We start from the raw sequence: 23,987 nt of genomic DNA, 5'->3' as shown, positions 1-23,987 counted from the left end.
TACAGTCGAGGACATGAGTTCGACACCGGTGTTGTCCACTTTGTGCGGTAAACCGGTGGCGACCGATCGGGCGCTGGTCATGGCCATCGTGAACCGGACGCCCGACTCGTTCTACGACAAAGGGGCCACCTTCACCGACGACGCGGCCCTGGCGGCGGTCGCCCGGGCCGTCGACGAGGGTGCCGACCTGGTCGATATCGGCGGGGTGAAGGCCGGGCCGGGAGACGAGGTGGATGCGGCGGAGGAGGCGCGCCGGGTGGTGCCGTTCGTGGCGGCCATCCGTGAGCGCTATCCGGACCTGCTGATCAGCATCGACACCTGGCGCAGCGAGGTGGCGCGGGCCGCCGTGGCCGAGGGCGCGGATCTGATCAACGACACCTGGGCGGGTGCGGATCCGGATCTGGTCGCGGTGGCCGCCGATCTGCGGGTCGGTATCGTCTGCAGTCACACCGGCGGGGCCAGGCCGCGCACCCGCCCGCATCGGGTCCGCTACGACGATGTGGTGGCCGAGGTCACCGACACCGTCGTGCGGGCGGCCGAGGAGGCCGCCGCGGCCGGGGTGAGCAAGGACGCGATTCTGATCGATCCGACCCACGATTTCGGCAAGAACACCTATCACGGGCTGGCACTGTTGCGGGCGATGGACGTTCTTGTAAATACCGGGTGGCCGGTCTTGATGGCGCTGAGCAACAAGGATTTCATCGGGGAGACTCTTGGTGTCGGCCTATCCGAGCGATTGGAGGGCACATTGGCGGCAACGGCATGGTCCGCCGCGGCCGGCGCCCGAGTTTTCCGTGTCCACGAGGTCGCCGCGACTCGGCGGGTGGTGGACATGATCGCCGCGATTCAGGGCATCCGGCCCCCCGCACGAACCCTGCGAGGTCTGGTATGACAACCAACCCCGAAACTTCCGACTGGGCTACCGCCCGCACCTGGGACCGTCCCGAGTGGACGGTCGATGAACTGATCGCCGCCAAGGCCGGGCGCACGGTCTCGGTGGTGCTGCCCGCGCTGAACGAGGAACGCACCGTCGCCGACGTGGTGACCAGTATCCGGCCGCTGGTGGGGACGCTGGTCGACGAGCTGGTGGTGCTGGACTCCGGGTCCGTCGACGCGACAGTCGACCGCGCCCGCGCCGCCGGTGCGCGGGTGGTCACCCGGGAACAGGCCGTCCCCGAGCTGGACCCGGTGCCCGGTAAGGGCGAGGTGCTGTGGCGCTCCCTGGCCGCCACCACCGGGGATCTGATCGCATTCGTGGATTCCGACCTGATCGACCCGGATCCGATGTTCGTGCCGAAGCTGCTCGGACCGCTGCTCACCATCGACGATCTGCACCTGGTGAAGGCGTACTACCGGCGCCCGCTGCGGCACGGCGAGACGGTGGATCACAACGGCGGCGGCCGCGTGACCGAACTGGTGGCCCGCCCGCTGCTGGCGGCGCTGCGCCCGGACCTGTCGAAGGTGTTGCAGCCGTTGGGCGGTGAGTATGCGGGCACCCGCGAGCTGCTCACCTCGGTACCGTTCGCCCCCGGCTATGGCGTCGAAATCGGCCTGCTGCTCGACACCTACGACCTGCTGGGCCTGCCGGCCCTCGGCCAGGTGAACCTGGGCGTGCGCACCCACCGCAACCGCCCCCTCTCCGACCTGGGCGTCATGAGCCGCCAAATCGTCGGAACCATCCTGGGCCGCAGCGGAATCCGCGACTCCGGCGCCGCCCTCACCCAATTCCCGCTGATCGGCGACGAATTCACCGCCATGACCACGGAAGTCTCCCTCGCCGACCGCCCCCCGATGAACACCCTCCGCCCAGCCCGCGTCGCCGCATAACCCCGCCGCTCGCTGCGCTCGCGGCGGGGAACGAAGGGCCGCTGCGGCGGGGAGTAGTGAGCCCTCAGCCAGTGTCATCCCGGGCGGAGGTTTCGCGTCTCCTGCTGCTAGGTCGGGGGCCGCGCCATCCGTGTCGTCCGAACGGGAAGCCTTCCCATTCCCTGTGACCCGGTCGGTGGTTGCGTCAGTGTTGTCGTCTCGGGGAGGGCTTCTCATTCCCTGTCGTCCGGCCGCCAGGCCGGACGACAGGGTCCTATCTTTCGTGGCGGTAGATGGGGGTGAGGAGGTCGGCTTCCAAGGGTTCGCCGGTGTTGCGGTCGTAGCGGACGCCTACTACGGCGGAGAAGGGGTGGGTGCCGGCGCGTTCGTGGAGGGTGGCCAGGCGGGTGGCCAGGAGGCGGATGGCGCCCAGGGAGCCGGGTGGGTGTAGGCCGTCGATCACCAGGATGGCGCCGCGGGTGTCGGGGCGGGGGAGGCGGGCCAGGTAGGCGATGTCGTAGGGCTCGGTGCCGCCGGGGCGGTATACCCGGCGGGCGGCGCGGTCCTCGATGCCGCGGCGGACCCGTCCCGCGCGGGCGACGGTGCGGCGCAGGCGTGGGTCGGCGGCGACGAGGTAGCGCAGGCTCGGCGACAGCTCCGGGCCACCCAGCACGATGAGCCCGTCGCGATCCAGATCCAGCGGTCGTCCGGGGAGGAAGCGCTCCACGCCGACGGTAAAACCCAACTCCCGCAACAGTTCCACCAGCCGGTGCGGCGCCGCGGCATCGGGCGCGCCGACCAGCGGCGCCGCCCGGGTGGTGCTGCGCACATCCGGTGTGAGGATGGTCAGCGGCCCGTGCCCGAAGAACAATCCCTCCGGCACCGGTCCCTGCGTACTGACCTGGTGAATCCGTGCACGCGAAAGGCCTGCCGCCGCACCGATTCTGGCGAAGGTCCACCCCTCGGCATGCAGCTCCCGGATGACGGCCCGTCGGATGCGCGTGAGTTCGTTGATGGTCTGCTGGGCCTGAGCAACGCCTTCGGTCGCAGCCTTGAGGCGCTCGACCTTGTCTTCGATCGCGAACACCCGTGCCACCTCATCGGCCGACATGTGCGCAGTCTAGACAGCTCGACAGCGCTAGGTGTCCATCCCGCTTGACATAAGCATTTCCGTTCGGAGCGATCAATCACCCGGATCTACCTGGGCCGATACCTCGAAACCGGCGAAACGACGCCAGCGAGCGGCCGTGACGAGCGCAAATCGTTACGTCGCGTCGAAGTCGATGGGTGGTTTCTCGTTGCGCGCCAGCGGTTTCGGCGGCTCCGGCGGCGAATAGCTCGGAGGCGGCGAATATCCCGACCCGTTGGACGTACTGGTCGGTTTGTCGAAATTTCCGGTGAACAGCGAATCGTCCCCGTTGAGCAGATGTTTGGTCACCACCGACCGCGGCGTCATACCGCGGAGCTCGGTGAGCGGCCTGCGCAGCTCGTTGATCTCCTCCAGCGGCTTGCGCAGTTCGTCGAACTCCGGCCCCAACTCGCTGCGCAGTTGAGTGGTCGCCCCACTGGCGTAGTCACGCACCTGCCGCAAGCTCTGCGCGGTCCAGCGAATCGCCCCCGGCAGCCGCTCCGGTCCGAGAATAACCAGCGCGGCGACCACCAGGATCACCATCTCGGGCCAGCCGATGTTGAACACACAGACAGGCTACCTGGGCCGACTCGCGCGAGCCCAGGTAGCCCGCGACGTCGGAATCAGTCGGATTCCAGCGTGACCTGGACGTCCACCCGGCGCCCGTCACGGATCAGTTGGACGGGGACGGTCTCGCCGATCTGATGCGACTGCACCGCGACGGCGAAGTCGGCCTTCTCCCTGATTTCGCGGTCACCGACCTTCACGATGATGTCGCCCTCGGAAATTCCGGCCTTCGCGGCCGGTCCGCCGGCTCGCACGTCGGCGACCTGTGCGCCGGTGAGCGCATCGTTCTCGACCTGCTTGGTGCGGGTGCTCACGCCCATGTCCGGGTGGTGGACCGAGCCGTCGCGGATCAACGTCTGCGCGATGCGCTGCACCAGATCGACCGGAATGGCGAAGCCCAGGCCGACCGAGCCGCCGCTCTCGCTGCGGATGGCGGTATTGATGCCGATCAACCGACCCTGGTCGTCGACGAGCGCGCCACCGGAGTTGCCGTGGTTGATCGCCGCGTCGGTCTGCACGGCGTCGAAGGCACCGGCCGAATCGTCGCCGGCCTCCGGCGACTCCTCGATGGCCCGGTGCAGCGCGCTGACGATGCCGGAGGTGACAGTCTCGTTCAGACCCAGCGGCGAACCGATGGCGAGCACATCGTCACCGACCTGGACGTCCGAGGACTTGCCCAGCCGGGCCACGGTCAGGTTGTTGACGTCGACCTTGAGCACCGCCAGATCGGTCTTGGGATCGCGCCCGACCAGCCGGGCCGGTACCCGGTTGCCGTCGGAGAAGGTCACCTGGATCTTTGCCTTGCCGGTCTTGTCCAACGCGGCCATCGAGATGACGTGATTGTTGGTGACGATGTAGCCGTTGCCATCGATCACCACGCCCGAACCGAGCGCACCGTTGTCACCCACCGTCTGCCGGATCGACACCACCGACGGCAGCACCGCGTCGGCCACCTTCGCCACCTGGCCGTGGGGCTTGTCCGGTGCGCTCTCCTGCGCCAGCGTGACCTTGCGGGAGGTGAGCGCCGAGGTGGCCTCGGCGGTGAGCCGACCCACCAAACCACCGACCAGGCCGACGGCCAGGGCGACCACCGCCAGGATCGCCAATGCCTTGGGTGCCACCCTGCCGCCGAACAGCACCTCCCGGGCGGTGAGCTTCGGTGCCGGGGGCAGTTGCTGTGTGCGCGGGGCGGCGATGGCGGGTGAGCCCAGCCGGGCGGCGGAGTCGGGGTCGCGCCACGGGTCGGCGGGTGCGGCAGGGGTGGCCGACTCGGTCTCCGCATCCGGATCCCGCTGCAGAATTTCGGTGGAACCCTCGGGACGGCCGAACGCCTCGGCCAGCACCGCATCCGGGGGCCGGTTCACCAGTTCGGGGCCGTCGTGCTTCGAAGTCGGGGCGGCGGGGGTGTGGGGGGCGAACGATCCGGCCTGACCGGTGGGCCGGCGGAAGGCGCGCGCGGTGTGGGTATCGATATGTGGCCGGTACACCGGGCGAGGTCCCAGCACGGGTGCGTCCGGCGGCCGCAGGTTCCCCCTGTTGGCCGCCGAATCCGACGCGGCACTGCGGTCGTCGGACGTCGATCCGGTGTTCGTCGATTCGGAGGTCACGTGCTGAACTCTACTTGCGCCACCATCCGGTCCACCGCCTGCTGTCGGACACGAAATGGAACGAATCCGCCCGCAGCCCGAGGAAACTCGTGCCGCGCGACATATCCTCCACACTCTGTCCGGTGAGGTCGGCGAGCGGAATGCGGCTCAGCGTGTCGTGCAGGTCGGTGGGCGCGGAGATCTGCCGCTGTGCGGCCCGGCGCAGCGCGATGCGCGCCTGCTGCTGTGCCTCGACCTCGGCCGCGCATTCGGGGCATTTGGCGAGATGTTCTGCGGCGCGCAGATAAGCGTTCATGCGCAGCTCGCCGTCGACGTAGGCGGCGATGGCCTCGCTGGCCAGATGTTCGGTGGGAGCGAAACGAGGCGGACGTCCCGAGGGGCGGCCTGCCGCTCGGCCGAAATCGCGGCTTGCCGCGGCGTCCTCGCCACTCATACGGTGCACACCCTTCCGACGGACAACAGCTGCGCCGGGATTCGCCGCCGGACAGCGGCGCTGGTCACCCGACCTTCTCGTCAGCGGCGAACCGCTGCTGAGAACCATTATGCGCAAGGTGCTCCCGCAATGCCTGGCGGCCGCGGTGGATGCGACTGCGCACGGTGCCCAGTTTCACCCCGAGGGTGGCGCCGATTTCCTCGTAGGACAGGCCCTCGATATCGCACAGGACCACCGCGGCGCGGAACTCCGGAGCCAGCGCGTCCAGCGCCGACTGCAGATCCGGGTCGAGGTTGGCGTCGTGATAGACCTGCTCCGGGCCGGGACCGTCGGCGGGCACCCGGTCGTAGTCGTCGGGCAATGCCTCCATCCGGATCCGGTTGCGCCGACGCACCATGTCCAGGAACAGGTTGGTCGTGATGCGATGCAACCAGCCCTCGAAGGTGCCCGGCTGATAGTTCGACAGCGAACGGAAGACGCGGATGAACGTCTCCTGGGTGAGGTCCTCGGCGTCCTGCGGGTCGCCGGTCAGGCGGTAGGCCAGCCGGTACACCCGGTCGGCGTGCTCGCGGACCAGTTCGTCCCAGGTCGGCATCATGGACCGGTCGCCGGTGGCATCGAAGGCGGCGGTACCGGTCAGTGGGTCCTCGGCCTCGCCGGGGACGGGCGGGGTGTCGGCATCGACATCCGGGGTGGTGGTGTCGCTGCCGGAGGCGGGCAGCTCGTAGTCCGCCCGGCCGTCGATCGGCAGGCTGGACTCGGGCAAGGTGGCGTACTCACGCGCCGCATCGACCATGTGGATGGGGTTACCTCCTACTCGGGACCGTGGCCGGCGCAAAAACGTGACATTAGAGATGTCGCGTACGGGATACAACCGATTTCTCGGTGCCGGTTGTTCCCGGGCGCCCTCCGACGGTCGGTCGGCCTTTGCGTAGCCCTTAATATGTCGGCTCCCGATGTGCCCGTCGTATGGGGATGCTGAGGGACACCTGAGAAAAATTCGCAGCGGTGTGCCCCCTACTGCCTCACCGCCGCGGCCCGTCGCTCGCGACGTGGGGGTGTTCCGCGATTAGCCTTTATGCGTGAGCGAGCTTGCGAGCGAATCAAGGACACAGCGCGCCTGGCGCACGGCGGCACCGAGCGCCAGCGAGGTGACGTCGTGAGCCAGTTACCCGCGGCATCGGCCCTGCAGCGCAACCTCGCCTACGTCGAGGAATCGGTCGTCGAGGACGAGATCCTGCTCGCCGCGCGGGAGCGGGCCACCGAACTCGGCGCCGCGCCGGTGCCGCCCGCGGTGGGGGCGTTGCTGAGCATGTACGCCCAGCTGCTGGGCGCGCGGGCGGTCGTGGAGGTGGGCACGGGCGCGGGGATCAGCGGATTGTGGCTGCTGGACGGCATGCGCGAGGACGGCACGCTGACCACGATCGACTCCGAGCCGGAACATCAGCGCGCGGCCAAGGACGCGTTCCGCACCGCCGACATCCCACCGGCGCGCACCCGGCTGATCAACGGCCGCGCGCTGGATGTGCTGCCGCGCCTGGCCGACGGCGCCTATGACCTGGTCTTCGTCGATGCCGCGCCGCTCGAGCACCCGCAGTATGTCGCGCAGGGGGTGCGGCTGCTGCGCGAGGGCGGGGCGATCGTCTTGCACAATGCCCTGCTCGGGGGCCGGGTGCCCGATCCGGCCCAGCGCGACCCGGCCACCCAGGCCGTGCGCGCCGCCACCCGGGCCATCGCCGAGGATCCGGATCTGACCAGTGTGCTGATCCCGGTGGGCGACGGGCTGCTCTGCGCCTCGCGGGGGTGACGACAAGGCTCGCCGGGCGCGGTTGACCGGCCGGCGGGTGGGTATCGCCTGTGCTATAAGCGGGTCGGTCCCGACTGCGGCCGCCAGAGACGAGGTGATTGCCATGCCCCTCCCGGATCGCATTGTGACGGAGGCTTTTTCGGCCCTGGCGCGGCTGCGTCACGCTCGAGTGTTCCATCCCGAGGGCCTGCCGCTGACCGGGGCGCTGCACGCGGTGGACGACGATTACGCCCGGCTGATCGGCGGCCGGGACAAAACCGTCCTGGCCCGGATGTCCAAGGCCACCAGCATGCCCGACGGCATCCCCGACGTCCTGGGATTGGCTCTGCGCGTACTGGATTGGCGCGATCGGCCCTGGGATCTGGCGCTGGCCACCACGGGGACCGGAACCCTCGGGCGATTTCTGCTGCGGCCGGTGCGCAGTTGGGCCGAGGCCCGCTACGGCAGCCTGATGGCCTACTCGTTGTTCGACGGTCCGGCCGAATGGATATTCGCCACACCCGATTCCGCTCAGCCGCAATCGGTTTCGTTGGATGCGCTGTGCGAGTACCGCGACGGGCACCGGCTGGAGTTCGTGCTGCGGGCCGCGCCGTTGCGGGGGAGCGCCCGGACGCTGGCCGAGATCACCGTGTCGCGGCCGGAGATCGGCGAACACGCCGCGCCCGGCTTCTTCGATCCGGTACTGAACCGCCCGTCCGAGGTGCGATTGCTGCCGCAGGTCGTCGCGTCGGTGCGGGAGTGGGCCTATGCGGGCAGTCGGCGCGGTCGCGGCGAACCGGCCCGCGTGGCGGCGGAGGGGATGGCCGGCTTCCAGGGGCGCAAGCTGCACTGACGCAAAACGGGCGAACCGCCCTCGTGAATCGTTACGAAACAGCAGGTCATTGGCTATTGCCTGCCGGTTGAACGAGCGTTTAGTATATTGAACATGTGTTTAAGGGAGCAGCCTTATCGGAAGGATCCGCCGACGACCTGAGCACGCGCGCTCGCATTCGCGACGCCGCGATCGTCGTCTTCGGCGAGCAGGGTTTCGGGGTCGGGGTGCGTGCCATCGCCGCCGCGGCGGGCGTATCACCCGGGCTGGTCAATCACCACTTCGGTTCCAAGGACGGGCTGCGGGAAGCCTGCGATGAGTACGTGCGCGCTCTCATCCGGCAGGTCAAGACGGACTACATCCGCAAGCCCTCGTCGAGGGGTCTGCTCGAAGCCTTGGGGGAGATAGGGGATTTCGCTCCCTATATCGCCTACATGATGCGCGCCTTTCAAGCCGGTGGCTCGCTCATGACGACTCTGTACGAGCATCTGGTCGAGGACGTCGAAGGCTATCTGACCGTGGGGATCGAAGCCGGAACCCTGCGGCCGCCACGAGATCTGAAGGCGACGGCGCGATACCTGGCCCTGCACAACGGCGGCGCGTTCTTCCTGTTCCTGCAGCTGTACGCCGCCCGGCACGACGGAAAGCTCGACTATCGAAAAGCGCTGCAGGAGTACGGCGAAATGGCCGTGCTGCCGGCGCTGGAAATCTTCACCAACGGCCTCTTCACCGATTCGACCATGCTGGAGCAATACGAACAGATCGGTGAACCGTAAATCTCACAAGGAGATTCGATGTCATCGGCAATCAGCGTCCGAGACCTGCACAAGCATTTCGGACAGGTGCACGCCCTCGACGGTCTCGACCTCGAGGTCGCCGAAGGCGAGGTGCACGGCTTCCTCGGCCCGAACGGCGCCGGGAAGTCGACCACCATCCGGATTCTGCTGGGAATTCTCGCCAAGACCTCCGGCGACGCCCGCGTGCTCGGCCGCGATCCGTGGACCGACGCGGTCGCCCTGCACCACGACATCGCCTATGTCCCGGGCGATGTCACGCTGTGGCCGTCGCTGTCCGGTGGCGAGACCATCGACCTGCTGGCCCGCATGCGCGGCGGGATCGACACCGCCCGCCGGGCCGAGCTGATCGACCGCTTCGAACTCGATCCGCGCAAGAAGGCGCGCACCTATTCCAAGGGCAACCGACAGAAGGTCGCGTTGGTCTCGGCCTTCTCCTCGAATGCCACCCTGTTGCTGCTGGACGAGCCGACCTCGGGGTTGGACCCGTTGATGGAACAGGTGTTTCGCGAATGCGCTCAGGAGGCGGCCGAGCGCGGCGTGACGGTGCTGCTGTCCAGCCACATCCTCTCGGAGGTGGAGGCGCTGTGTGATCGGGTCACCATCATCCGCGCCGGGAAGACGGTCGAAAGCGGCACCCTGGCCGAGATGCGGCACCTGAGCCGCACCTCCATCAGGGCCGAATTGACCGGCGACCCCGGCGATCTCAGTCGCCTCGCCGGTGTGGAGGACATCAGCATCGAGGATCACACCCTGCACTGCCAGGTCGACGGCGACCACCTGGGTGAACTGATCCGGATACTCGGCGATGCCGGGGTCCGCAGCCTGGTCAGCCAGCCGCCGACGCTGGAGGAACTGTTCCTCCGGCACTACTCACAGGACGGGCGCCCGGCCGCCGACAACGGCGTCGGCGGCCACCCCCGCAATCTCGCGGAGGCGTCGAAATGACCACCGCCACCGTCGCCCGGCATTACCGCCGCGCGGAATCCGCCTGGACTGCCTCGTATTTCACCGGAACACTGCGGCTGCTGAGGCTGTATCTGCGCCGCGACCGGATCGTGCTGCCGCTGTGGGTGCTGCTGCTGTCGGTGCCGCTGGGCAGCGTCTATGTCGAGAGCACCGAGAAGGTCTATACGACCCAGGCCGATCTGCAGAATTTTGCGCACTCGATTCTGACAAGCCCGGCGCAGCTGGCCATGTACGGCCCGATCTACAACACCACCTCCGCGGCCGCCGCCGGTCTGTGGAAGGCCGGGATGTTCCACACGCTCATCGCGGTCGCGACGATCCTCGTCGTCATCCGGCACACCCGGGCCGAGGAGGAGACCGGGCGCGGAGAGCTGCTGGCCTCGACCCGGCTCGGAAAGTTCGCCAACCTGACGGCCACATTGATCATCGCCTGCGGCGGGGCGCTGGCCGTCGGGCTGATCGGTGCCGCCAGCATCCGGGCCGCCGGGGTCCCCGGTACCGATGCGCTGGCATTCGGGCTCGCCGAGGCGGCCGCGGGCCTCGTCTTCGCGGCCGTGGCCGCGGTGGCGGCACAGTTGAGCGCCAGCGCACGCACCGCACGAGGCATGGCCTTCGCGGTACTGGCGGCCTGCTACAGCCTGCGTGCCATCGGTGACGCCCGCGCCGCGGACGGGCCGACCAACCTGTTCACCTGGCTCTCGCCGCAGGGGTGGTCGCTGCAGGTGCGGCCGTTCGCGGGCAACCACTTCGGGATTCTGCTGTTGCATGTGGCGGCGACGGCCGTGCTCATCGCGGTGGCCTACGTCCTGCTGAACCGGCGTGACCTGGGTGCGGGCCTGATTGCCGAGCGTCCCGGCGCGCCCGCCGCCGGGGCGGCGCTGGCGGGACCGTTCGGGCTGGCCTGGCGGCTGCAGCGCGGAACCCTGCTGGCGTGGACGATCGGGGTGTCGCTGTACGCGTTGGTCTTCGGCAGCGTCATCCACGGCATCGGCGACGAGTTGGGCGACAGCAAAGCCATCAACGACCTCGTCACCCGCCTCGGTGGCGCCCAGGCGCTCGAAGACGGGTTCGCCAACATGGCGTACACGATGATCGGAGTGGCCGCGACCGCCTATGCGATTTCCGCGGCGCTGCGGCTGCATTCGGAAGAGACCGCGCAGCACGCCGAGGGGATCCTCGCCGGTGCCGTCGGCCGAATCCGTTGGGCGGCATCGCATATGGCCTTCGCCCTCGTCGGTCCCGCCGTGATCCTGCTGGTGTCCGGGGTCATCGGTGGTGTGGTCTACGGCGCCGCCGCCGGCGATATCGGTGGCAAACTGCCGCGGATACTGGGTGCGGCACTGGTGCAACTGCCTGCCATCTGGCTCTTCGCCGGTGCCACCGTGCTGCTGTTCGGATTGCTGCCGCGCTGGGCTCCGGTGGCGTGGGGCGTGTTCACCGCCGCGATAGCTCTGTATCTGCTCGGAGCCATTTCGGGTGTGCCGCAATGGCTTCTGGATCTCGCCCCGTACAGCCATCTGCCGAAGCTGCCCGCCGAGTCGTTCACCGCCACCCCCGTGGTGATCATGGTGGTCGTCGCGGCCGCGCTGATCGCGGTCGGGCTCATCGGATTCCGCCGTCGCGACCTGCGCCAGTGAGGCCGTCGTCCCCGGGATGCTCGTGTGGCATCCCGGGGGCCAACCCGTAGCGGGAACGACATGCAAACTATGCCGGCTCGTCATCGAAACCACCTCTGAACTGCCGATTTCTCTGTCCCGCGTTGGGTATCCCGTCGTTAGCGGGTCGAGCGCACAGTGCCCGAACGGCATCCGGGCAGGCGACGGCCGCGAGGCGGAGGACTGGCATGGCTGGCGAATACGGAATCTTCTTCGGTGAGCGCATGCCGCCGGGCTGGCTGGTCCCGGCGCTGCTGGTGCTGGCACTGATACTGTCCACCGCCCTGGTGGTGATGGTGTTGATCAGCGGAGCGGACTTCCACGACCAGCCGTCGCGGGTGCCCAAGCCCACGCCCGGGGCGTGTGAGCCGTTCTGCACCGCCACCACGCCGCAACCCGTCCCGCCGCGCTGATCCCGGGCAATCTCTCCCGGACGGCACCGTCCACCGGTTTCCGAATGCGACACGCCGCGCGTGCGGCGGACAGTTACCCAGCAGCGCGCCTTCTGCCCGACAGGTTGATAGGCTGCCGAATCGCGAGCGGATAACATTGGGAGAGTAAGCGATTCGATCGCGGAGGAGGCGTAATGGTCCTCTATCGCGGGCTGGTGGTCGGGGCCCTGTTGCCGCGCGGATGGCCCATCCTGGCGGCGGTCGTGCTCGGCATCGTGCTCTTCCTCGCACTGTTGGTTTTGCTGTTGGTCAGCGGCACCAACTACAACGAACCGGCCGGCATCACGCCCGTCCCGCGGGGTTCGTGCTACCCGTTCTGCACGGCCTCACCCACCCCGCCCCCGCCCGGCTGGCAGTAGGCCCTACACCCAGATCCCTTTGCCGACGGTCACCACACCGCCGTTGCTGACCGCGAATCGTTCCCGGTCCCGGTCCAGGTCGACGCCGATGATCTCGCCCTCGCCGACCATCACGTTCTTGTCCAGGATCGCGCGCCGCACCACCGCGCCGCGGCCCACCCGCACCCCCGGCATGAGCACACTGCCCTCCACGGTCGCGCCGTCCTCGACGAACACATTGGAACTGAGCACGGAATTGCGCACCGTCGCGGCCGACAGAATGCTGCCCGCACCCACGATCGACTCCTGCGCCAGCCCGCCCTGGGCGAATTTGGCGGGCGGCAGATTCTCCGCGGCCCCGCGGATCGGCCAGTGCTTGTTGTAGAGATTGAAGATCGGATGCACCGATACCAGATCCATATGGGCGTCGTAGAAGGCGTCGATGGTGCCGACATCGCGCCAGTAGCCGCGGTCGCGGTCGGTGGAGCCGGGCACATCGTTCTCGGCGAAGTCGTACACCCCGGCCTCGCCCTGGGCCACGAGCGCCGGGATGATGTCGCCGCCCATATCGTGATCGGAGTCGGAGTCGTCGGCATCGGCGCGGATCGCGTCGACCAAGACCTTCGTGCTGAACACGTAGTTGCCCATGGACGCAAATGTCACATTGGGGTCATCCGGCGTGCCGGGCGGGTGGACCGGCTTCTCCAGGAACTGGGTGATGCGGCCGGAGTCGTCGGAGTCGATGCACCCGAACGCGCCCGCCTCGGCGCGCGGCACCCGGATACCGGCCACCGTCACCCCGGCGCCGGAGTCGATGTGGTGCTGCACCATCTGCTCGGGGTCCATGCGGTAGACATGGTCGGCGCCGAACACCACGATGTAGTCGGGGTCCTCGTCGTAGATCAGATTCATCGACTGCAGGATCGCGTCGGCACTGCCGGTGTACCAGCGCGGGCCCAGCCGCTGCTGCGCCGGAACCGGCGTGATGTATTCCCCGGTGAAGCCCGACAGCCGCCATGTCTGGGAGATGTGGCGGTCCAGCGAATGCGACTTGTATTGGGTGAGTACGCAAATGCGCAGATAGCCGGCGTTGACGAGATTGGACAGCACGAAGTCGATCAGACGGTACGCGCCCCCGAACGGGACCGCCGGTTTGGCGCGGTCCTTGGTGAGCGGGAAGAGACGCTTGCCCTCACCGCCGGCGAGCACGATCCCGAGTACGTGCGGCTGGCTCCTCACCCCATCCAACCTACCGGTTTCGGGGTATCCGGGTGGTGACCACGGAGGTGAACGATTAGGTTGGACCAAGTGAGTTTCGGCGCGGATGGCGGTCACGAGCCGACGGAACCGGTGGACCGGGAACGGTTGCGGGTCGCGATGCTGACCCGCGAATATCCGCCGGAAGTGTACGGCGGGGCCGGGGTCCACGTCACCCAGCTGGTGCCGCAGCTGCGGCGGCTCTGCGAGGTGACCGTGCACTGTATGGGTGTGCCGCGGCCCGACGCCGTGGTGCATCAACCGGATCCCACTCTCTACGCGGCCAATTCGGCCCTGCAGATGATGTCGACGCAGCTGCGGATGGCCCATGCGGTCGGCGGGGTGGACGTGGTCCACTCCCACACCTGGTACACGGGTCTGGCCGGGCATCTGGCGGCCACGCTCTACGGCATCCCGCACGTGCTGACCGCGCACTCCCTCGAGCCGCGCCGCCCGTGGAAGGCCGAACAGCTCGGCGGCGGGTATCGGCTGTCGTCCTGGTCGGAGCGCAATGCCATGGAGCACGCCGACGCCGTCATCGCCGTCAGCGAGGGCATGCGCCACGATGTGCTCGACGCCTACCCGACCATCGATCCGACGCGAGTGCACGTGGTGCACAACGGGATCGACGCGCAGCTCTGGTATCCGGGCGGCCCGGCCCCGGCGGACCGCGACGTCCTGGCGGAGTTGGGCGTGCGCACCGATGCGCCGTGCGTGGCGTTCGTCGGCCGGATCACCAGGCAGAAGGGCGTGGCCCATCTGCTGGCCGCCGCCCGCGACTTCGACCCCGACATCCAGCTGGTGCTGTGCGCCGGGGCTCCCGATACGCCGCAGCTGGAGTCCGAGGTGTCGGCGGCGGTGGAGGAGCTGGCCCGCGGGCGCGGCGGCGTGTTCTGGGTGCGGGAGATGCTGCCCACCGAGCAGGTGCGCCAGATTCTGGCGGCGGCAACGGTATTCGTCTGCCCGTCGGTGTACGAGCCGTTGGGCATCGTGAACCTGGAGGCCATGGCCTGCGGCACCGCGGTGGTCGCCTCGGATGTCGGTGGCATCCCGGAGGTCGTCGACGACGGCACCACCGGCCGTCTCGTGCACTACGACGCCGACCGTCCGGAGGAGTTCGAACGCGGCCTGGCCGAGGCGGTCAACGCGATCGCCGCCGACCCGGTCCTGGCCGAGGCCATGGGCGCCGCGGGCCGGGCCCGGGCTATCGCCGAATTCGACTGGTCGGAGGTGGCCCGGCAGACGGTCCAGCTCTACGACCGCATCCGCAAGGGCTGAGTCCCGAGCTAGCGCGGGCGGTAGGTGGTGACGGTGACCGAGGCCGTCACCTGGACCATGGCGGGCAGGGCCGCGATGCGGGCGGTGCGCCGGTCGGCGGCGTGGTGGGCGGAGGGGCCCATGGCGGCGACATTGGTGATGTCGGTGTGGCCGAGCTTCATCGGATACTCGACGAGGGTGCGGTCGAGTTGCTCGAACCGGCCGGACAGGGTGTCGGCGAGGCGGTCTTCCTTGGCCGCGTCCACGCTGACCATGCCCAGGGGGTCGATCAGTTCGGACAGGTGTCGCGAGGTCGGGGTGACGACCAGGAAGCGGCCGTCGGGGGCGAGTGCACGGGCCACCTCGTCCGGATTGCGGGGTGCGAACACCGACAGCACATGGGTCAGCACGCCGTCGCGGATCGGCAGGCCGCGCCAGGCGTCAGCCAGCACCGCCGCGGCACGCGGATGCGCGCGGGCGCCGCGCCGGGCGGCGGGTTTGGATACGTCCAGGGCGATCCCGTACGCATGCGGCGCGGCCTCGAGCGCCGCCGCCAGGTAATAGCCGGTGCCTGCGCCGATCTCCACAATTGCGTCCGGAACCGGACAGGGAGCGGCGACCGCTGCGGCAATCGCGTCGGCGATCGGGGCGAAGTGCCGCTCACCCTGGAAGGCGGCCCGCGCGTCCAGCATGGCCGCGGTGTCGCCGGTCATCTTGGTCGACGCCCCGGTCAGCAGGCTGACATACCCCTGCCGGGCGATATCGAAACTGTGCCGCCGTGCGCAGAGCAGCGAGCGGTCGCGCACGGTCACGGCTTCCCCGCATTCGGGACAGGCCAGCAACCGCGCGACCGCGGCGAGCTGTATCGCCGGGTTCGCCGGCATCGTACGAGGTCGGCTAGCTGGTGACTTCGGTGAGCTCTTTGCCGAGGGCCGCAGCCTCTTCCGGCGTGAGCTCGACGACCAGACGCCCGCCACCCTCGAGTGGAACCCGCATGACGATTCCACGCCCTTCCTTGGTTGCCTCGAGGGGACCGTCCCCGGTACGGGGCTTCATGGCCGCCATCCTCTGCTCCCTCCAGATCCGCGCGGTCTGCTGCGCACTTTCTTGGAACTCGTGTGTTGTCACCAACAGGCAGCCGCTCGCGCGCGGAACCCCGCGCCCGGAGGGCTGCACCACGCCTATTCTTCCTCATCACGGAACTGGGCGGGTACCTGAGTTCGAAAACCGACCGCCGCGGCGCGTGTTCACCCGCGCGGAGCGACCCAGCAATCGGCCAGATGATCGTCGACCATACCGGTCGCCTGCATCAGCGCATAGGCCGTCGTCGGGCCCACAAATCGGAAGCCCCGGCGTTTCAGTTCCTTTGCCAGAGCAATGGATTCGGGGGTGGTGGCGGGCACGTCGGCGAGGGTGGGCGGACGCGGGCGCGGTGGCGGCGCAAACGACCAGAGCAGCTCGTCCAGGCTCTGGTCGAGCTTGCGAGCAACCTTGGCGTTTCCGATGCAGGATTCGATCTTGGACCGGTTGCGCACGATACCCGGATCGTTCAGCAACCGTTCGACGTCGGCATCGGTGTACTCGGCGACCCGGTCGATGGCGAATCCGTCGAAGGCCGCCCGGAACGCCGGACGCTTGCGCAGAATCGTGATCCACGACAGTCCCGACTGGAAAGCCTCCAGGCACATCCGTTCGAACAGCGCGTCGTCCCCGTGCACCGGCCGTCCCCACTCCTGGTCGTGGTAATCACGATAAAGCTGCGACGACTGCGCCCATCCGCACCGGATCTTGCCGTCGGTGCTCATCGCCCCTCCCGCGAGTTCGTGCCCGGCCGGCTGTCGTCGAGCGGATGCGTCGGCGGCTGCACCCGCGGGATCTGCGGGCTCTGGACCCCGGGCAGGTCCGGCTCCCCCTCGCCCGACGGCGACTGCCCCTCACGACCGCCCCCGTTCGGGGTATCCGCGCCGCCATTCGCTTCGCCGCCTGTCGGAGTGCTCTCGGCCTCGGCGTCGGTCCCGGTATTTGCGGCTTCGGCGTCGGTCCGGGTGTTCGGGGCTTCGATGCCGGGCCACGTGTTCGTGGGCCCGGCGTGCTTGTGGCCGGGATCCGCCTGTGCTCGGCCATCGGGGACAGGTTCGGCTTGGTGGCCCCCGAGGCGGACGTGTTGGGTCGCCCACGCGGTCGCCCGCGGCGCGGGTGGGTCGGTGCGATCGGCCTCGCCGTTGCTCGGGAGCCGGCCGGTCGCCGCGCCGTCGGTCGCTGCCCGGTCCTGCTCACCACGGGCCTGCGCCAGCTGGCTCTCCAACTCGTCGATGCGGGCGGCCAGCCGGGTCAGCGCCCAGTCCACCTCGCCGGCCTTGTAGCCGCGGAATACCTGCTGGAAACGCAGCGCACGCACATCGGCACCTCTGATGCCCTCGGCCGGCAACACCGTCGCCGTCGTGCCCTCCGGCAGCGGGCCCAGCTCCTCTCCGCGCCCGAACACCGCGCTTGCGACCAGGAACAGCAGCGCGGCCACCAGGCCGACGATCAGCACGTACAACAGCAGCGTGAGCATAGCGTCGAGAATAGGACCCCCCTCCGACAGACGACGTGCAGGCGGGCCGATCCCTCGTCCAACGGCCCGCATGCACGAATCGCGCGGCGCCTCTTTTCCTTTGCCTCACCGCTCCCCGGTGCGACGAAAGCAATAGGCCGCCGCGGCCAGATACTGACGGCAGCCACTGCCGTGCCCGGCATGGATGGCGAGGATGAAACGGGCTCGGTCGTCGGTGAGATCGGCGGGTTCGTGCGAGCAGTTGCGGCTGCCCATCAGCCACAGGTCTCGGAGGTCGGAGGGCGGCGCGTACATGGGTGGTACCTCCAGCGGACGTGCGGCGCATCCGGCGCCGGAAACCGGGGCCCCTGGGATCGCCGGCCCGGTTTCGGGTTGTCACGGCTGTGAAGGATCTGTCGTGTCGACGCCGGATGCACTTAGTACTTTCGCTGTGTTGCGACCGATATGAAATCGCGCACCGTTGGCGTTGGTGTTGGCCTACTGTTGGCACAAGAGCGGTGAAACAAGGACGTAACAATGGTGTTGGGTCGGCCCTGGACCGGATTCGAGGCGGTCGCTTTACAGGAGGCGACGCGAAAATCCGTGCGAGAGTTCGCCGCTCATCTCGGTGTGGAAATGACGACGGTCGCCAACTGGCGGTCCGGGCTCAGTGCGGTGACACCGCGACCGCTGACCCAGGAATTGCTCGACACGTTGCTGGTGCAAGTCTCCGCCGACGTCCGTGAGCGTTTCGAACAAATTCTCGCCGAGGGCGAACAGGCGCTGGGATCGCGTCGCCTGCCCGCCCGCCGCGCAGGACTGCCCTCGGCCCCGAGCATGGGCCACGAAGCGGCGCTGCTGGCGCGGCTCGACGAGACCCGGGCCCTGGTCGATCGCACCCTGGCCGCCTGCACCGTGGGCCCCGCCATGGTCGAGCTGATGGAGGAGCGCACCGCCGGGCGAGTACTCACCTACACCCGCACCGCGCCGTCGGCGGTCCTGGCCACCCTGTTGCCGGATGTGCTGGAGGTGCAGTCGATTTCGGCACAGCGCCAGCCGGCCGCCATCCAGGCCCGACTGTCCGAGGTCACCGCGGTGCTCGGGCTGCTGGTCGCCGATGCGCTGATGAAACTCGGTCAGATCGAACGGGCCAACTTCTGGTACGGCACGGCACGGATGGCCGCCGACGACACCGGTAATCGCCGCCTGCGGGCTCGGGTGCGCGCCCAGCATGCGATGCTGCCGTACTACTACGGCAGTCCGGAGCAGGCGGTGGTGCTGGCCCGGGCGGCCCAGGCCCAGCTGCCTGAGCTCGCCGACGATGCCACCGCCCTGGCGGCCGCGGCGGAGGCGCGGGCGCTGGCCCGGCTCGGCGACAGCGACGGTGCCGAGCTGGCCATGGCGCGCGCGCGTAGCCGCGCCGACGAACTCGGGGAGACGACCACCGACGAGGCGTTCCGGTTCAGCGAAAAGCGCCTACTGCTCTATCAATCCGGCACGCTGACCAATTTGGGGCGCACCGCGCAGGCGCGCCGGGTTCAGGAGCAGGCACTGCAGCTGTATCGGGGCAGCCCGGGGGTGGTGGTCGATCCGGCGCTGATCGAGCTGGACATCGCCGTCGGTTACGCCCGCGAGGGGGCGGTGGACGAGGCGTGCGAGCTGGCCGTGCGGGTGTTGACCCGATTGCCCGCCGAACATCGCACCACGATCGTGGTGACGCGGGCGGCGGCGGTCGTCGACGCCATTCCCGAAGGCAGCCGCGGGCGACGGGCGGTGGACGAACTACGGCAACTGGTGGCGGCGGGTGCAGGGGAGCCGCGGTGATCACGATGTCGGAGTCGGCCGGGCGCGCGACCACCGCGGCATTCACGCCGCGGCGCACCCGCCGGATACTCGAACGAGCCTGCCGCGACGGCGGATTCGATCCCCGCGACGCACGGCTGCTGCGCCATCACACCAATGCGGTCTATTTGCTGGCTCGCGCGCCGATCGTGGTCAAGATCGATAGGCCGTGCGTGATGCGGTCCGCGGTGGATGTGGTCGCCCTGGTGCGCTGGCTGCACGCGCAGGACATTCCGGCCGTCGAACTGGCCGCCACCGTGCAGCCGCTGCACATCGGTGGCTGCATGGTGACGTTCTGGCGATACCTGCCGCAGCAGCGCCGGATCGTGGCCGCCGATCTGGCCGAACCCCTGTCGCTGCTGCATGCTCTGCGCACCCGTCCACCGCAGTGGGTTCCGACCCGCCACCTTGCCGAGACCTTCGACCGCATAGCCCATTCCATCGAGGCGAGCACGATCCTGTCCCCGTTCGACCGCCGCCTGCTGCACGACGAACGCCTCCGGCTCACCGCCGAGGCCCCCGGCATCGACTACGCCCTGCGCCCCGGCCTGATCCACGGCGACGCCCACCACCGAAACACCCTGTGGGACAGCACCACCGCCCGCGGCGTCCTCTGCGACTGGGAAAGCGCCGCCATCGGCCAACCCGAATGGGACCTGGTCACCATCGAGGTCCACTGCCGCCGCTTCGCCCACCCCACCGTCGAATACGAGAAATTCTGTCGCGACTACGGTTTCGACATCCGCGACTGGCCCGGCTACCCCTGGCTCCGCTCCCTCCGCGAACTCCGCATGATCACCACCAACGCCTACAAATCCACCCCCGGCACCCCCAGCGCCCGAGAAGTTTTGCGCCGCATAGACGGTCTCCGGCACCGCATTCCCCTCACCTGGAATATTCTGTAGCGCAAAAATCCCGGCCAAAAGCGCGCCGGTGTGAGACGCCGGTTTACCATCATTCTGGCGTGCTTTGGCCGGAATTTACATGTGGCGGGTGGTGTCGATGCCCAGGGACATGCCTGCTAGACCGCGGCGGCGGGTGGATAGTTTGTCGGAGATGTCGAGTAGGGCTGCGGCGGCCGGGTTCTCGGGGCTGCGGAGGACGAGGGGGGTGCCTTCGTCGCCTGATTCGCGGAGTTCCTGGGTGATGGGGATCTGGCCGAGGAGGGGGACGTTGGCGCCGACGGCGCGGGAGAGGCGGTCGGCGACGGCTTGGCCGCCACCGGAGCCGTAGAGGTCCATGCGGGTGCCGTCGGGGAGGTCGAGCCAGGACATGTTCTCGACGACGCCGGCGATGCGTTGGCGGGTCTGCAGGGCAATGGCGCCGGCCCGCTCGGCGACCTCCGCGGCGGCCGGTTGGGGTGTGGTCACGACCAGGATTTCCGCGTTCGGGATCAGCTGTGCGATGGAGATCGCGACATCGCCGGTGCCGGGCGGCAGGTCCAGCAGCAGGATGTCCAGATCACCCCAGAACACGTCGGCCAGGAACTGCTGCAGCGCACGGTGCAGCATCGGTCCGCGCCACACCACCGGCGTATTGCCCTGGGTGAACATGGCGATCGAGATGACCTTCACATCGTGCGCGACCGGCGGCATGATCATCCGCTCGACCTGGGTGGGCCGCTGATCGGTACCCAGCATGCGCGGCACCGAATGCCCGTAGATGTCGGCGTCGAGCACACCCACCGACAGGCCGCGCGCGGCCATCGCCGCGGCCAAATTCACGGTGACACTGGACTTTCCGACGCCGCCCTTACCGGAGGCCACCGCGTACACGCGGGTCAGCGATCCGGGCTGAGCGAACGGGATCACCGGTTCGGCCGAATCGCCGCGCAATTTCTTGCGCAGTTCGGTGCGCTGCTCGTCGCTCATCACGTCGAGCTCGACGGTGACCGCTCCGGCGCCGGGCACGTCGGCGACGGCCTTCTGCACCATCTCGGTCAGCTTGGTGCGCAGCGGGCAGGCCGCCGTCGTCAGGTAGATCTCGACGTGGACACCGCTGTCGGCGCCGATCGCGACGCTTTTCACCATGCCCAGTTCGGTGATCGGTTTGCGGATCTCCGGGTCGTTCACCTTGGCGAGAGCGCCCCGCACATCCGATTCCGTTACCACTGGCATGCAGCCGAGTCTAGCGATGGGATCCCGGCCGAAAACATGCCGGGATGACGAGGGGGTGCATGCCGGGATGACGAGGGGGTGCACGCCGGGATGACGAGGGGGTGCACGCCGGGATGACGGTGGAGCTCTTCCGTCATCCCGGCATGTTCCTGGCCGGGATCAGATCCGGGGCAGCTGGCTGGCCCGGGGAGCGACGCCGGTGCGGTAGGCGACCTCCCAGGCCATCACGTTCGCGACGTAGGCCATCGAGTTGTTGTAGCGCATGATGGCCCTGGACTGCTGGGACAGATCGTTCATATCCAGTCCGCCGTCGCATAGGTACTTGCCGGCGGTCAGCGCCGCGTCGAACAGGTTCTGCGGATCGGAGATCCCGTCGCCGTCGCCGTCGGCGGCGTACTTGCGATAGGTGTCCGGCAGGAACTGCATCGGCCCGACGGCGCGGGCATAGGTCTGCATCCCACCGTCGAGTTGGCCGCCGTCGGTCTCGCGGACCACATTGTTGCCGTAGAGGCTGCCGTCGAGCACCGGCCCGTAGATGGGGTCCAGCGTATTGCCCTTGGCATCGGCCTTGCCGTACGCGTGATGCGATTCGATCCGACCGATACCGGCCAGCACCGACCACGGCATATGGCAGGTCGGATTCTCCTGGGCCAGCACGCGTTCGGCATTCTGATATGCCGAGTACGCGATACCCGGCATGCCCAGCGGTCCCACGGGCAGATCGGCCGGAACCCGACCGTCCGGTTGCGCAACGTGTTTCACGATCGGCGGCCCGGGATGCTTGGCCGCGCGCATCATCTCGTCGGCGACCGGATGCCCGACCAGCTCGGCCTTCGGGGCCTGCACATCCTGCTCTTCACTCAGAAGGTGTTGCGGCGCAGCCGGTGCCGCATGTTCGGCGGAATCCACGCTCGATGCCGATGCCGCGCTCACGGCGACGACCCCGGCGGGCACCAGTCCGGTCAAAGCGATAACGGATCCGCGCCGAACGGTGACGGTCGGCTGCTTGCGGTGACGTCCCACGGTGTGGTGGCCCTCCCATGCTCGCTGTGTGCGCCTGTCCTGACACAACGAGAAGAGGTTACCGCATTCGAGACCTTTTCGTTACGCCTTCGTGACCATTTTTCTCGTTTATCTCACTGCGGTGGAGCAGGCAGCGGGACAACGATACCGAATGGAAGCGTAATCGCCGGAGCGGGGGGAGCGACGGGAGCCTCCGAGGGTACCGGCTCGGCCGGTGCCACGGGCCCGGGTTCCGGTGTCTTGGCAGGCATTTGCGGCTGCTGCTCCGGTGCGGGAGCGGGCGCCGGTGCCGCAGGGGCGGGCGCGGGAGCACCCGGCAGACCCGGCGCGGGCTGACCCTGCGGAGCGACGCAGCCGGCCGGCTGCGGCGCCGCATTCGGGTCGTGCGGCTTGGCATTCGGATCGGTCGGCTTGTTCGGATCGGCATGGGGGTCGCTGCCCGGCTGGGGCTGCCCCTCGGCCGCCCACTGCTGCTCCTCGACCGGCCTGCCGGGCTCGCCCGGTTTCGGCATCGGCGCCGGAACTGCTGCCGGATCACAGGAATTCGGCTTCGGCGGGGGCGGCGGGCAGAAGATGCCGCACGGGATCGGCGGCAGGCCCGGGATGTTGATCATCACCTGAGCCGGCGGCTCGGTCGTCGTCGTGGTCGACGGTGCGGGAGCGGGCGGTTCGGAGGTGGTGGTCTGGCTCGGATAGCTGCCGTTGGCGGCCAGCATGCTCGAACCGGCGCCCTCGGGCATGGCACCCGGCGGCACGAGATCGGGGGAGATCTGCACCGGGGTGGGTGCGCCGCCGGTCTTGTAGGCGTTGGACCAGCTCAACACCTGAGCGGCGTAGGCGAGGGAGTTGTTGTACCGCAGCACCGCCCGCAACTCCTGTTGCGGGTCGCGCAGATCCAGCCCGCCCGAGCAGAGGTACTTGCCCGCGCCGAGGGTCGCGTCGAAGACGTTGTTCGGGTCGGGGACGCCGTCGCCGTTGCCGTCGGAGGCATACAGCGACCAGGTGCCCGGCAGGAACTGCATGGGCCCGACGGCGCGCACGAAACCGCCGTCGGCGGCCTTGATGATCTCGTTCCCGGGCAGGGTGCCGTCCAGGGCGGGGCCGTAGATGACGCCGACGGTGGTGCCGTTGGCGTCGGTGCGGCCGAACCCGGCGTGGTTGGACTCCACCTTCCCGATACCGGCCAGCAAATGCCAGGTCAACCCGCACCCGGGCATGGTGGACTGCAGCGCGAGCTCGGCATTGCGATAGGCCGCGAGCACGACCTCGGGAATTCCCAGAGTGCCGCCGGCGGGCAGCGCGATATCCCGCAGCGGGACGGTGCCGCCGAACAGTGGGACACCATCGGCGGGTGGGGTCATCGCGCGCAATTTCCGCGGCGGTTCGGGCGCGGCGGGCACCAGACCGACGGCTTGATCGCTCGCCGCGGCGGTGTGATCCGACGGCGCTGTCGCCGCCGCCAACCGGGCCTCGGGAGCCTTCGGCGCGCCGGGGCGAGCGGTGCTGTGAGCCGCCGACCCCGAAGCCACCAAACCCGCCACCACCAGCGCCGATACGGTAATCGGACCAGATATTCGCATCGGCACA

The 23,987-nt window shown here is 68.8% G+C and carries 25 protein-coding genes and 1 pseudogene; 12 read left to right on the top strand and 14 right to left on the bottom strand.

Annotated features, from left to right (window positions below; all coding sequences use genetic code 11):
* Positions 1 to 13 precede the first annotated feature (13 nt).
* On the top strand, positions 14 to 892 hold the full coding sequence (gene folP, locus IU452_RS02170; protein ID WP_195107145.1) for a dihydropteroate synthase: 879 nt from the start codon (positions 14 to 16) through the stop codon (positions 890 to 892).
* On the top strand, positions 889 to 1,827 hold the full coding sequence (locus tag IU452_RS02165) for a glucosyl-3-phosphoglycerate synthase (protein ID WP_195107144.1): 939 nt from the start codon (positions 889 to 891) through the stop codon (positions 1,825 to 1,827). The genes folP and IU452_RS02165 overlap by 4 nt, the downstream gene beginning before the upstream one ends.
* 253 nt (positions 1,828 to 2,080) lie before the next feature.
* On the opposite strand, the gene IU452_RS02160 is transcribed toward IU452_RS02165, so the two are convergent.
* From IU452_RS02160 to sigE, 5 genes are all read right to left on the bottom strand, one after another.
* Complete coding sequence (locus IU452_RS02160) at positions 2,081 to 2,917, bottom strand: hypothetical protein (RefSeq protein ID WP_195107143.1); 837 nt, start codon at positions 2,915 to 2,917, stop codon at positions 2,081 to 2,083.
* Between the two features lie 153 nt (positions 2,918 to 3,070).
* Positions 3,071 to 3,478: a Sec-independent protein translocase protein TatB gene (gene tatB / locus IU452_RS02155; RefSeq protein WP_228816499.1), complete on the bottom strand. Its 408-nt coding sequence runs from the start codon at positions 3,476 to 3,478 to the stop codon at positions 3,071 to 3,073.
* An 80-nt stretch (positions 3,479 to 3,558) separates the two neighbouring features.
* A complete protein-coding gene (locus IU452_RS02150; protein WP_195107141.1) occupies positions 3,559 to 5,109 on the bottom strand; it encodes a S1C family serine protease in 1,551 nt (516 codons plus the stop codon).
* 10 nt (positions 5,110 to 5,119) lie between these two features.
* Positions 5,120 to 5,542, bottom strand: a complete 423-nt coding sequence (locus tag IU452_RS02145; RefSeq protein ID WP_228816270.1) for a zf-HC2 domain-containing protein — start codon at positions 5,540 to 5,542, stop codon at positions 5,120 to 5,122.
* Positions 5,543 to 5,606: 64 nt separating this feature from the next.
* Positions 5,607 to 6,338: an RNA polymerase sigma factor SigE gene (gene sigE / locus IU452_RS02140; RefSeq protein ID WP_195107140.1), complete on the bottom strand. Its 732-nt coding sequence runs from the start codon at positions 6,336 to 6,338 to the stop codon at positions 5,607 to 5,609.
* Positions 6,339 to 6,620: 282 nt separating this feature from the next.
* On the opposite strand from sigE, the gene IU452_RS02135 reads away from it, so the two are divergent.
* From IU452_RS02135 to IU452_RS02105, 7 genes are all read left to right on the top strand, one after another.
* A complete protein-coding gene (locus IU452_RS02135) occupies positions 6,621 to 7,349 on the top strand; it encodes an O-methyltransferase (protein ID WP_416382261.1) in 729 nt (242 codons plus the stop codon).
* 103 nt (positions 7,350 to 7,452) lie between these two features.
* The gene (locus IU452_RS02130) at positions 7,453 to 8,181 is read left to right on the top strand and encodes a phosphodiesterase (protein WP_195107138.1); all 729 of its coding nucleotides are present in this window, start codon (positions 7,453 to 7,455) and stop codon (positions 8,179 to 8,181) included.
* A gap of 95 nt (positions 8,182 to 8,276) precedes the next feature.
* The gene (locus IU452_RS02125) at positions 8,277 to 8,936 is read left to right on the top strand and encodes a TetR/AcrR family transcriptional regulator (protein WP_195107137.1); all 660 of its coding nucleotides are present in this window, start codon (positions 8,277 to 8,279) and stop codon (positions 8,934 to 8,936) included.
* An 18-nt stretch (positions 8,937 to 8,954) separates the two neighbouring features.
* Positions 8,955 to 9,902, top strand: a complete 948-nt coding sequence (locus IU452_RS02120; RefSeq protein WP_195107136.1) for an ABC transporter ATP-binding protein — start codon at positions 8,955 to 8,957, stop codon at positions 9,900 to 9,902.
* Positions 9,899 to 11,560, top strand: a complete 1,662-nt coding sequence (locus IU452_RS02115; RefSeq protein WP_195107135.1) for an ABC transporter permease — start codon at positions 9,899 to 9,901, stop codon at positions 11,558 to 11,560. The genes IU452_RS02120 and IU452_RS02115 overlap by 4 nt, the downstream gene beginning before the upstream one ends.
* A gap of 206 nt (positions 11,561 to 11,766) precedes the next feature.
* The gene (locus tag IU452_RS02110) at positions 11,767 to 11,991 is read left to right on the top strand and encodes a hypothetical protein (protein ID WP_195107134.1); all 225 of its coding nucleotides are present in this window, start codon (positions 11,767 to 11,769) and stop codon (positions 11,989 to 11,991) included.
* 173 nt (positions 11,992 to 12,164) lie between these two features.
* Complete coding sequence (locus IU452_RS02105; protein WP_195107133.1) at positions 12,165 to 12,389, top strand: hypothetical protein; 225 nt, start codon at positions 12,165 to 12,167, stop codon at positions 12,387 to 12,389.
* 3 nt (positions 12,390 to 12,392) lie between these two features.
* On the opposite strand, the gene glgC is transcribed toward IU452_RS02105, so the two are convergent.
* The gene (gene glgC / locus IU452_RS02100) at positions 12,393 to 13,607 is read right to left on the bottom strand and encodes a glucose-1-phosphate adenylyltransferase (RefSeq protein ID WP_195107132.1); all 1,215 of its coding nucleotides are present in this window, start codon (positions 13,605 to 13,607) and stop codon (positions 12,393 to 12,395) included.
* A gap of 126 nt (positions 13,608 to 13,733) precedes the next feature.
* On the opposite strand from glgC, the gene glgA reads away from it, so the two are divergent.
* Positions 13,734 to 14,903, top strand: a complete 1,170-nt coding sequence (gene glgA / locus IU452_RS02095) for a glycogen synthase (RefSeq protein WP_195107477.1) — start codon at positions 13,734 to 13,736, stop codon at positions 14,901 to 14,903.
* 8 nt (positions 14,904 to 14,911) lie between these two features.
* On the opposite strand, the gene IU452_RS02090 is transcribed toward glgA, so the two are convergent.
* The 5 genes and pseudogenes from IU452_RS02090 to IU452_RS02070 form a co-directional block, all read right to left on the bottom strand.
* Positions 14,912 to 15,766 carry a putative RNA methyltransferase gene (locus IU452_RS02090; RefSeq protein WP_195107131.1) on the bottom strand — a complete coding sequence of 285 codons (855 nt, stop codon included), beginning with the start codon at positions 15,764 to 15,766 and terminating at the stop codon, positions 14,912 to 14,914.
* Between the two features lie 13 nt (positions 15,767 to 15,779).
* Positions 15,780 to 15,947, bottom strand: a complete 168-nt coding sequence (locus tag IU452_RS02085; RefSeq protein ID WP_019929283.1) for a DUF3117 domain-containing protein — start codon at positions 15,945 to 15,947, stop codon at positions 15,780 to 15,782.
* A 182-nt stretch (positions 15,948 to 16,129) separates the two neighbouring features.
* Positions 16,130 to 16,687, bottom strand: a complete 558-nt coding sequence (locus tag IU452_RS02080; RefSeq protein WP_195107130.1) for a DNA-3-methyladenine glycosylase I — start codon at positions 16,685 to 16,687, stop codon at positions 16,130 to 16,132.
* A 392-nt stretch (positions 16,688 to 17,079) separates the two neighbouring features.
* A pseudogene (locus IU452_RS02075) lies at positions 17,080 to 17,439 on the bottom strand (DivIVA domain-containing protein); the annotation flags it as partial.
* A gap of 105 nt (positions 17,440 to 17,544) precedes the next feature.
* On the bottom strand, positions 17,545 to 17,733 hold the full coding sequence (locus IU452_RS02070) for a hypothetical protein (RefSeq protein WP_195107518.1): 189 nt from the start codon (positions 17,731 to 17,733) through the stop codon (positions 17,545 to 17,547).
* 222 nt (positions 17,734 to 17,955) lie between these two features.
* On the opposite strand from IU452_RS02070, the gene IU452_RS02065 reads away from it, so the two are divergent.
* Positions 17,956 to 19,242: an XRE family transcriptional regulator gene (locus IU452_RS02065; protein WP_195107129.1), complete on the top strand. Its 1,287-nt coding sequence runs from the start codon at positions 17,956 to 17,958 to the stop codon at positions 19,240 to 19,242.
* Positions 19,243 to 19,247: 5 nt separating this feature from the next.
* On the top strand, positions 19,248 to 20,165 hold the full coding sequence (locus tag IU452_RS02060; protein ID WP_228816491.1) for an aminoglycoside phosphotransferase family protein: 918 nt from the start codon (positions 19,248 to 19,250) through the stop codon (positions 20,163 to 20,165).
* A gap of 75 nt (positions 20,166 to 20,240) precedes the next feature.
* Here IU452_RS02060 and IU452_RS02055 read toward each other — a convergent pair whose 3' ends face one another.
* From IU452_RS02055 to IU452_RS02045, 3 genes are all read right to left on the bottom strand, one after another.
* The gene (locus IU452_RS02055) at positions 20,241 to 21,377 is read right to left on the bottom strand and encodes an Mrp/NBP35 family ATP-binding protein (protein WP_195107127.1); all 1,137 of its coding nucleotides are present in this window, start codon (positions 21,375 to 21,377) and stop codon (positions 20,241 to 20,243) included.
* 159 nt (positions 21,378 to 21,536) lie between these two features.
* Positions 21,537 to 22,400, bottom strand: a complete 864-nt coding sequence (locus IU452_RS02050) for a lytic transglycosylase domain-containing protein (RefSeq protein ID WP_195107476.1) — start codon at positions 22,398 to 22,400, stop codon at positions 21,537 to 21,539.
* Positions 22,401 to 22,513: 113 nt separating this feature from the next.
* Positions 22,514 to 23,980, bottom strand: a complete 1,467-nt coding sequence (locus IU452_RS02045) for a lytic murein transglycosylase (protein ID WP_195107126.1) — start codon at positions 23,978 to 23,980, stop codon at positions 22,514 to 22,516.
* Positions 23,981 to 23,987: the final 7 nt, after the last annotated feature.

Origin of the sequence: Nocardia transvalensis, assembly GCF_015477765.1 — a bacterium.
GTDB lineage: Bacteria > Actinomycetota > Actinomycetes > Mycobacteriales > Mycobacteriaceae > Nocardia > Nocardia transvalensis_A.
The sequence above is the reverse complement of the archived record's forward strand: the minus strand, read 5'-3'. Positions and strand labels throughout refer to the sequence as shown.

Excerpts from the sequence above, each read along its gene's own strand:
- IU452_RS02070 (WP_195107518.1), bottom strand. The coding sequence starts at position 17,733 with ATGTACGCGCCGCCCTCCGACCTCCGAGACCTGTGGCTGATGGGCAGC.
- IU452_RS02055 (WP_195107127.1), bottom strand. The coding sequence starts at position 21,377 with ATGCCAGTGGTAACGGAATCGGATGTGCGGGGCGCTCTCGCCAAGGTG.
- IU452_RS02090 (WP_195107131.1), bottom strand. The coding sequence starts at position 15,766 with ATGCCGGCGAACCCGGCGATACAGCTCGCCGCGGTCGCGCGGTTGCTG.
- sigE (WP_195107140.1), bottom strand. The coding sequence starts at position 6,338 with ATGGTCGATGCGGCGCGTGAGTACGCCACCTTGCCCGAGTCCAGCCTG.
- IU452_RS02115 (WP_195107135.1), top strand. The coding sequence starts at position 9,899 with ATGACCACCGCCACCGTCGCCCGGCATTACCGCCGCGCGGAATCCGCC.
- IU452_RS02130 (WP_195107138.1), top strand. The coding sequence starts at position 7,453 with ATGCCCCTCCCGGATCGCATTGTGACGGAGGCTTTTTCGGCCCTGGCG.
- IU452_RS02145 (WP_228816270.1), bottom strand. The coding sequence starts at position 5,542 with ATGAGTGGCGAGGACGCCGCGGCAAGCCGCGATTTCGGCCGAGCGGCA.
- IU452_RS02065 (WP_195107129.1), top strand. The coding sequence starts at position 17,956 with ATGGTGTTGGGTCGGCCCTGGACCGGATTCGAGGCGGTCGCTTTACAG.
- IU452_RS02160 (WP_195107143.1), bottom strand. The coding sequence starts at position 2,917 with ATGTCGGCCGATGAGGTGGCACGGGTGTTCGCGATCGAAGACAAGGTC.
- IU452_RS02110 (WP_195107134.1), top strand. The coding sequence starts at position 11,767 with ATGGCTGGCGAATACGGAATCTTCTTCGGTGAGCGCATGCCGCCGGGC.
- IU452_RS02165 (WP_195107144.1), top strand. The coding sequence starts at position 889 with ATGACAACCAACCCCGAAACTTCCGACTGGGCTACCGCCCGCACCTGG.
- IU452_RS02135 (WP_416382261.1), top strand. The coding sequence starts at position 6,621 with ATGCGTGAGCGAGCTTGCGAGCGAATCAAGGACACAGCGCGCCTGGCG.
- tatB (WP_228816499.1), bottom strand. The coding sequence starts at position 3,478 with ATGGTGATCCTGGTGGTCGCCGCGCTGGTTATTCTCGGACCGGAGCGG.
- IU452_RS02060 (WP_228816491.1), top strand. The coding sequence starts at position 19,248 with ATGTCGGAGTCGGCCGGGCGCGCGACCACCGCGGCATTCACGCCGCGG.
- IU452_RS02120 (WP_195107136.1), top strand. The coding sequence starts at position 8,955 with ATGTCATCGGCAATCAGCGTCCGAGACCTGCACAAGCATTTCGGACAG.
- folP (WP_195107145.1), top strand. The coding sequence starts at position 14 with ATGAGTTCGACACCGGTGTTGTCCACTTTGTGCGGTAAACCGGTGGCG.
- IU452_RS02080 (WP_195107130.1), bottom strand. The coding sequence starts at position 16,687 with ATGAGCACCGACGGCAAGATCCGGTGCGGATGGGCGCAGTCGTCGCAG.
- IU452_RS02105 (WP_195107133.1), top strand. The coding sequence starts at position 12,165 with ATGGTCCTCTATCGCGGGCTGGTGGTCGGGGCCCTGTTGCCGCGCGGA.
- IU452_RS02085 (WP_019929283.1), bottom strand. The coding sequence starts at position 15,947 with ATGGCGGCCATGAAGCCCCGTACCGGGGACGGTCCCCTCGAGGCAACC.
- IU452_RS02045 (WP_195107126.1), bottom strand. The coding sequence starts at position 23,980 with ATGCGAATATCTGGTCCGATTACCGTATCGGCGCTGGTGGTGGCGGGT.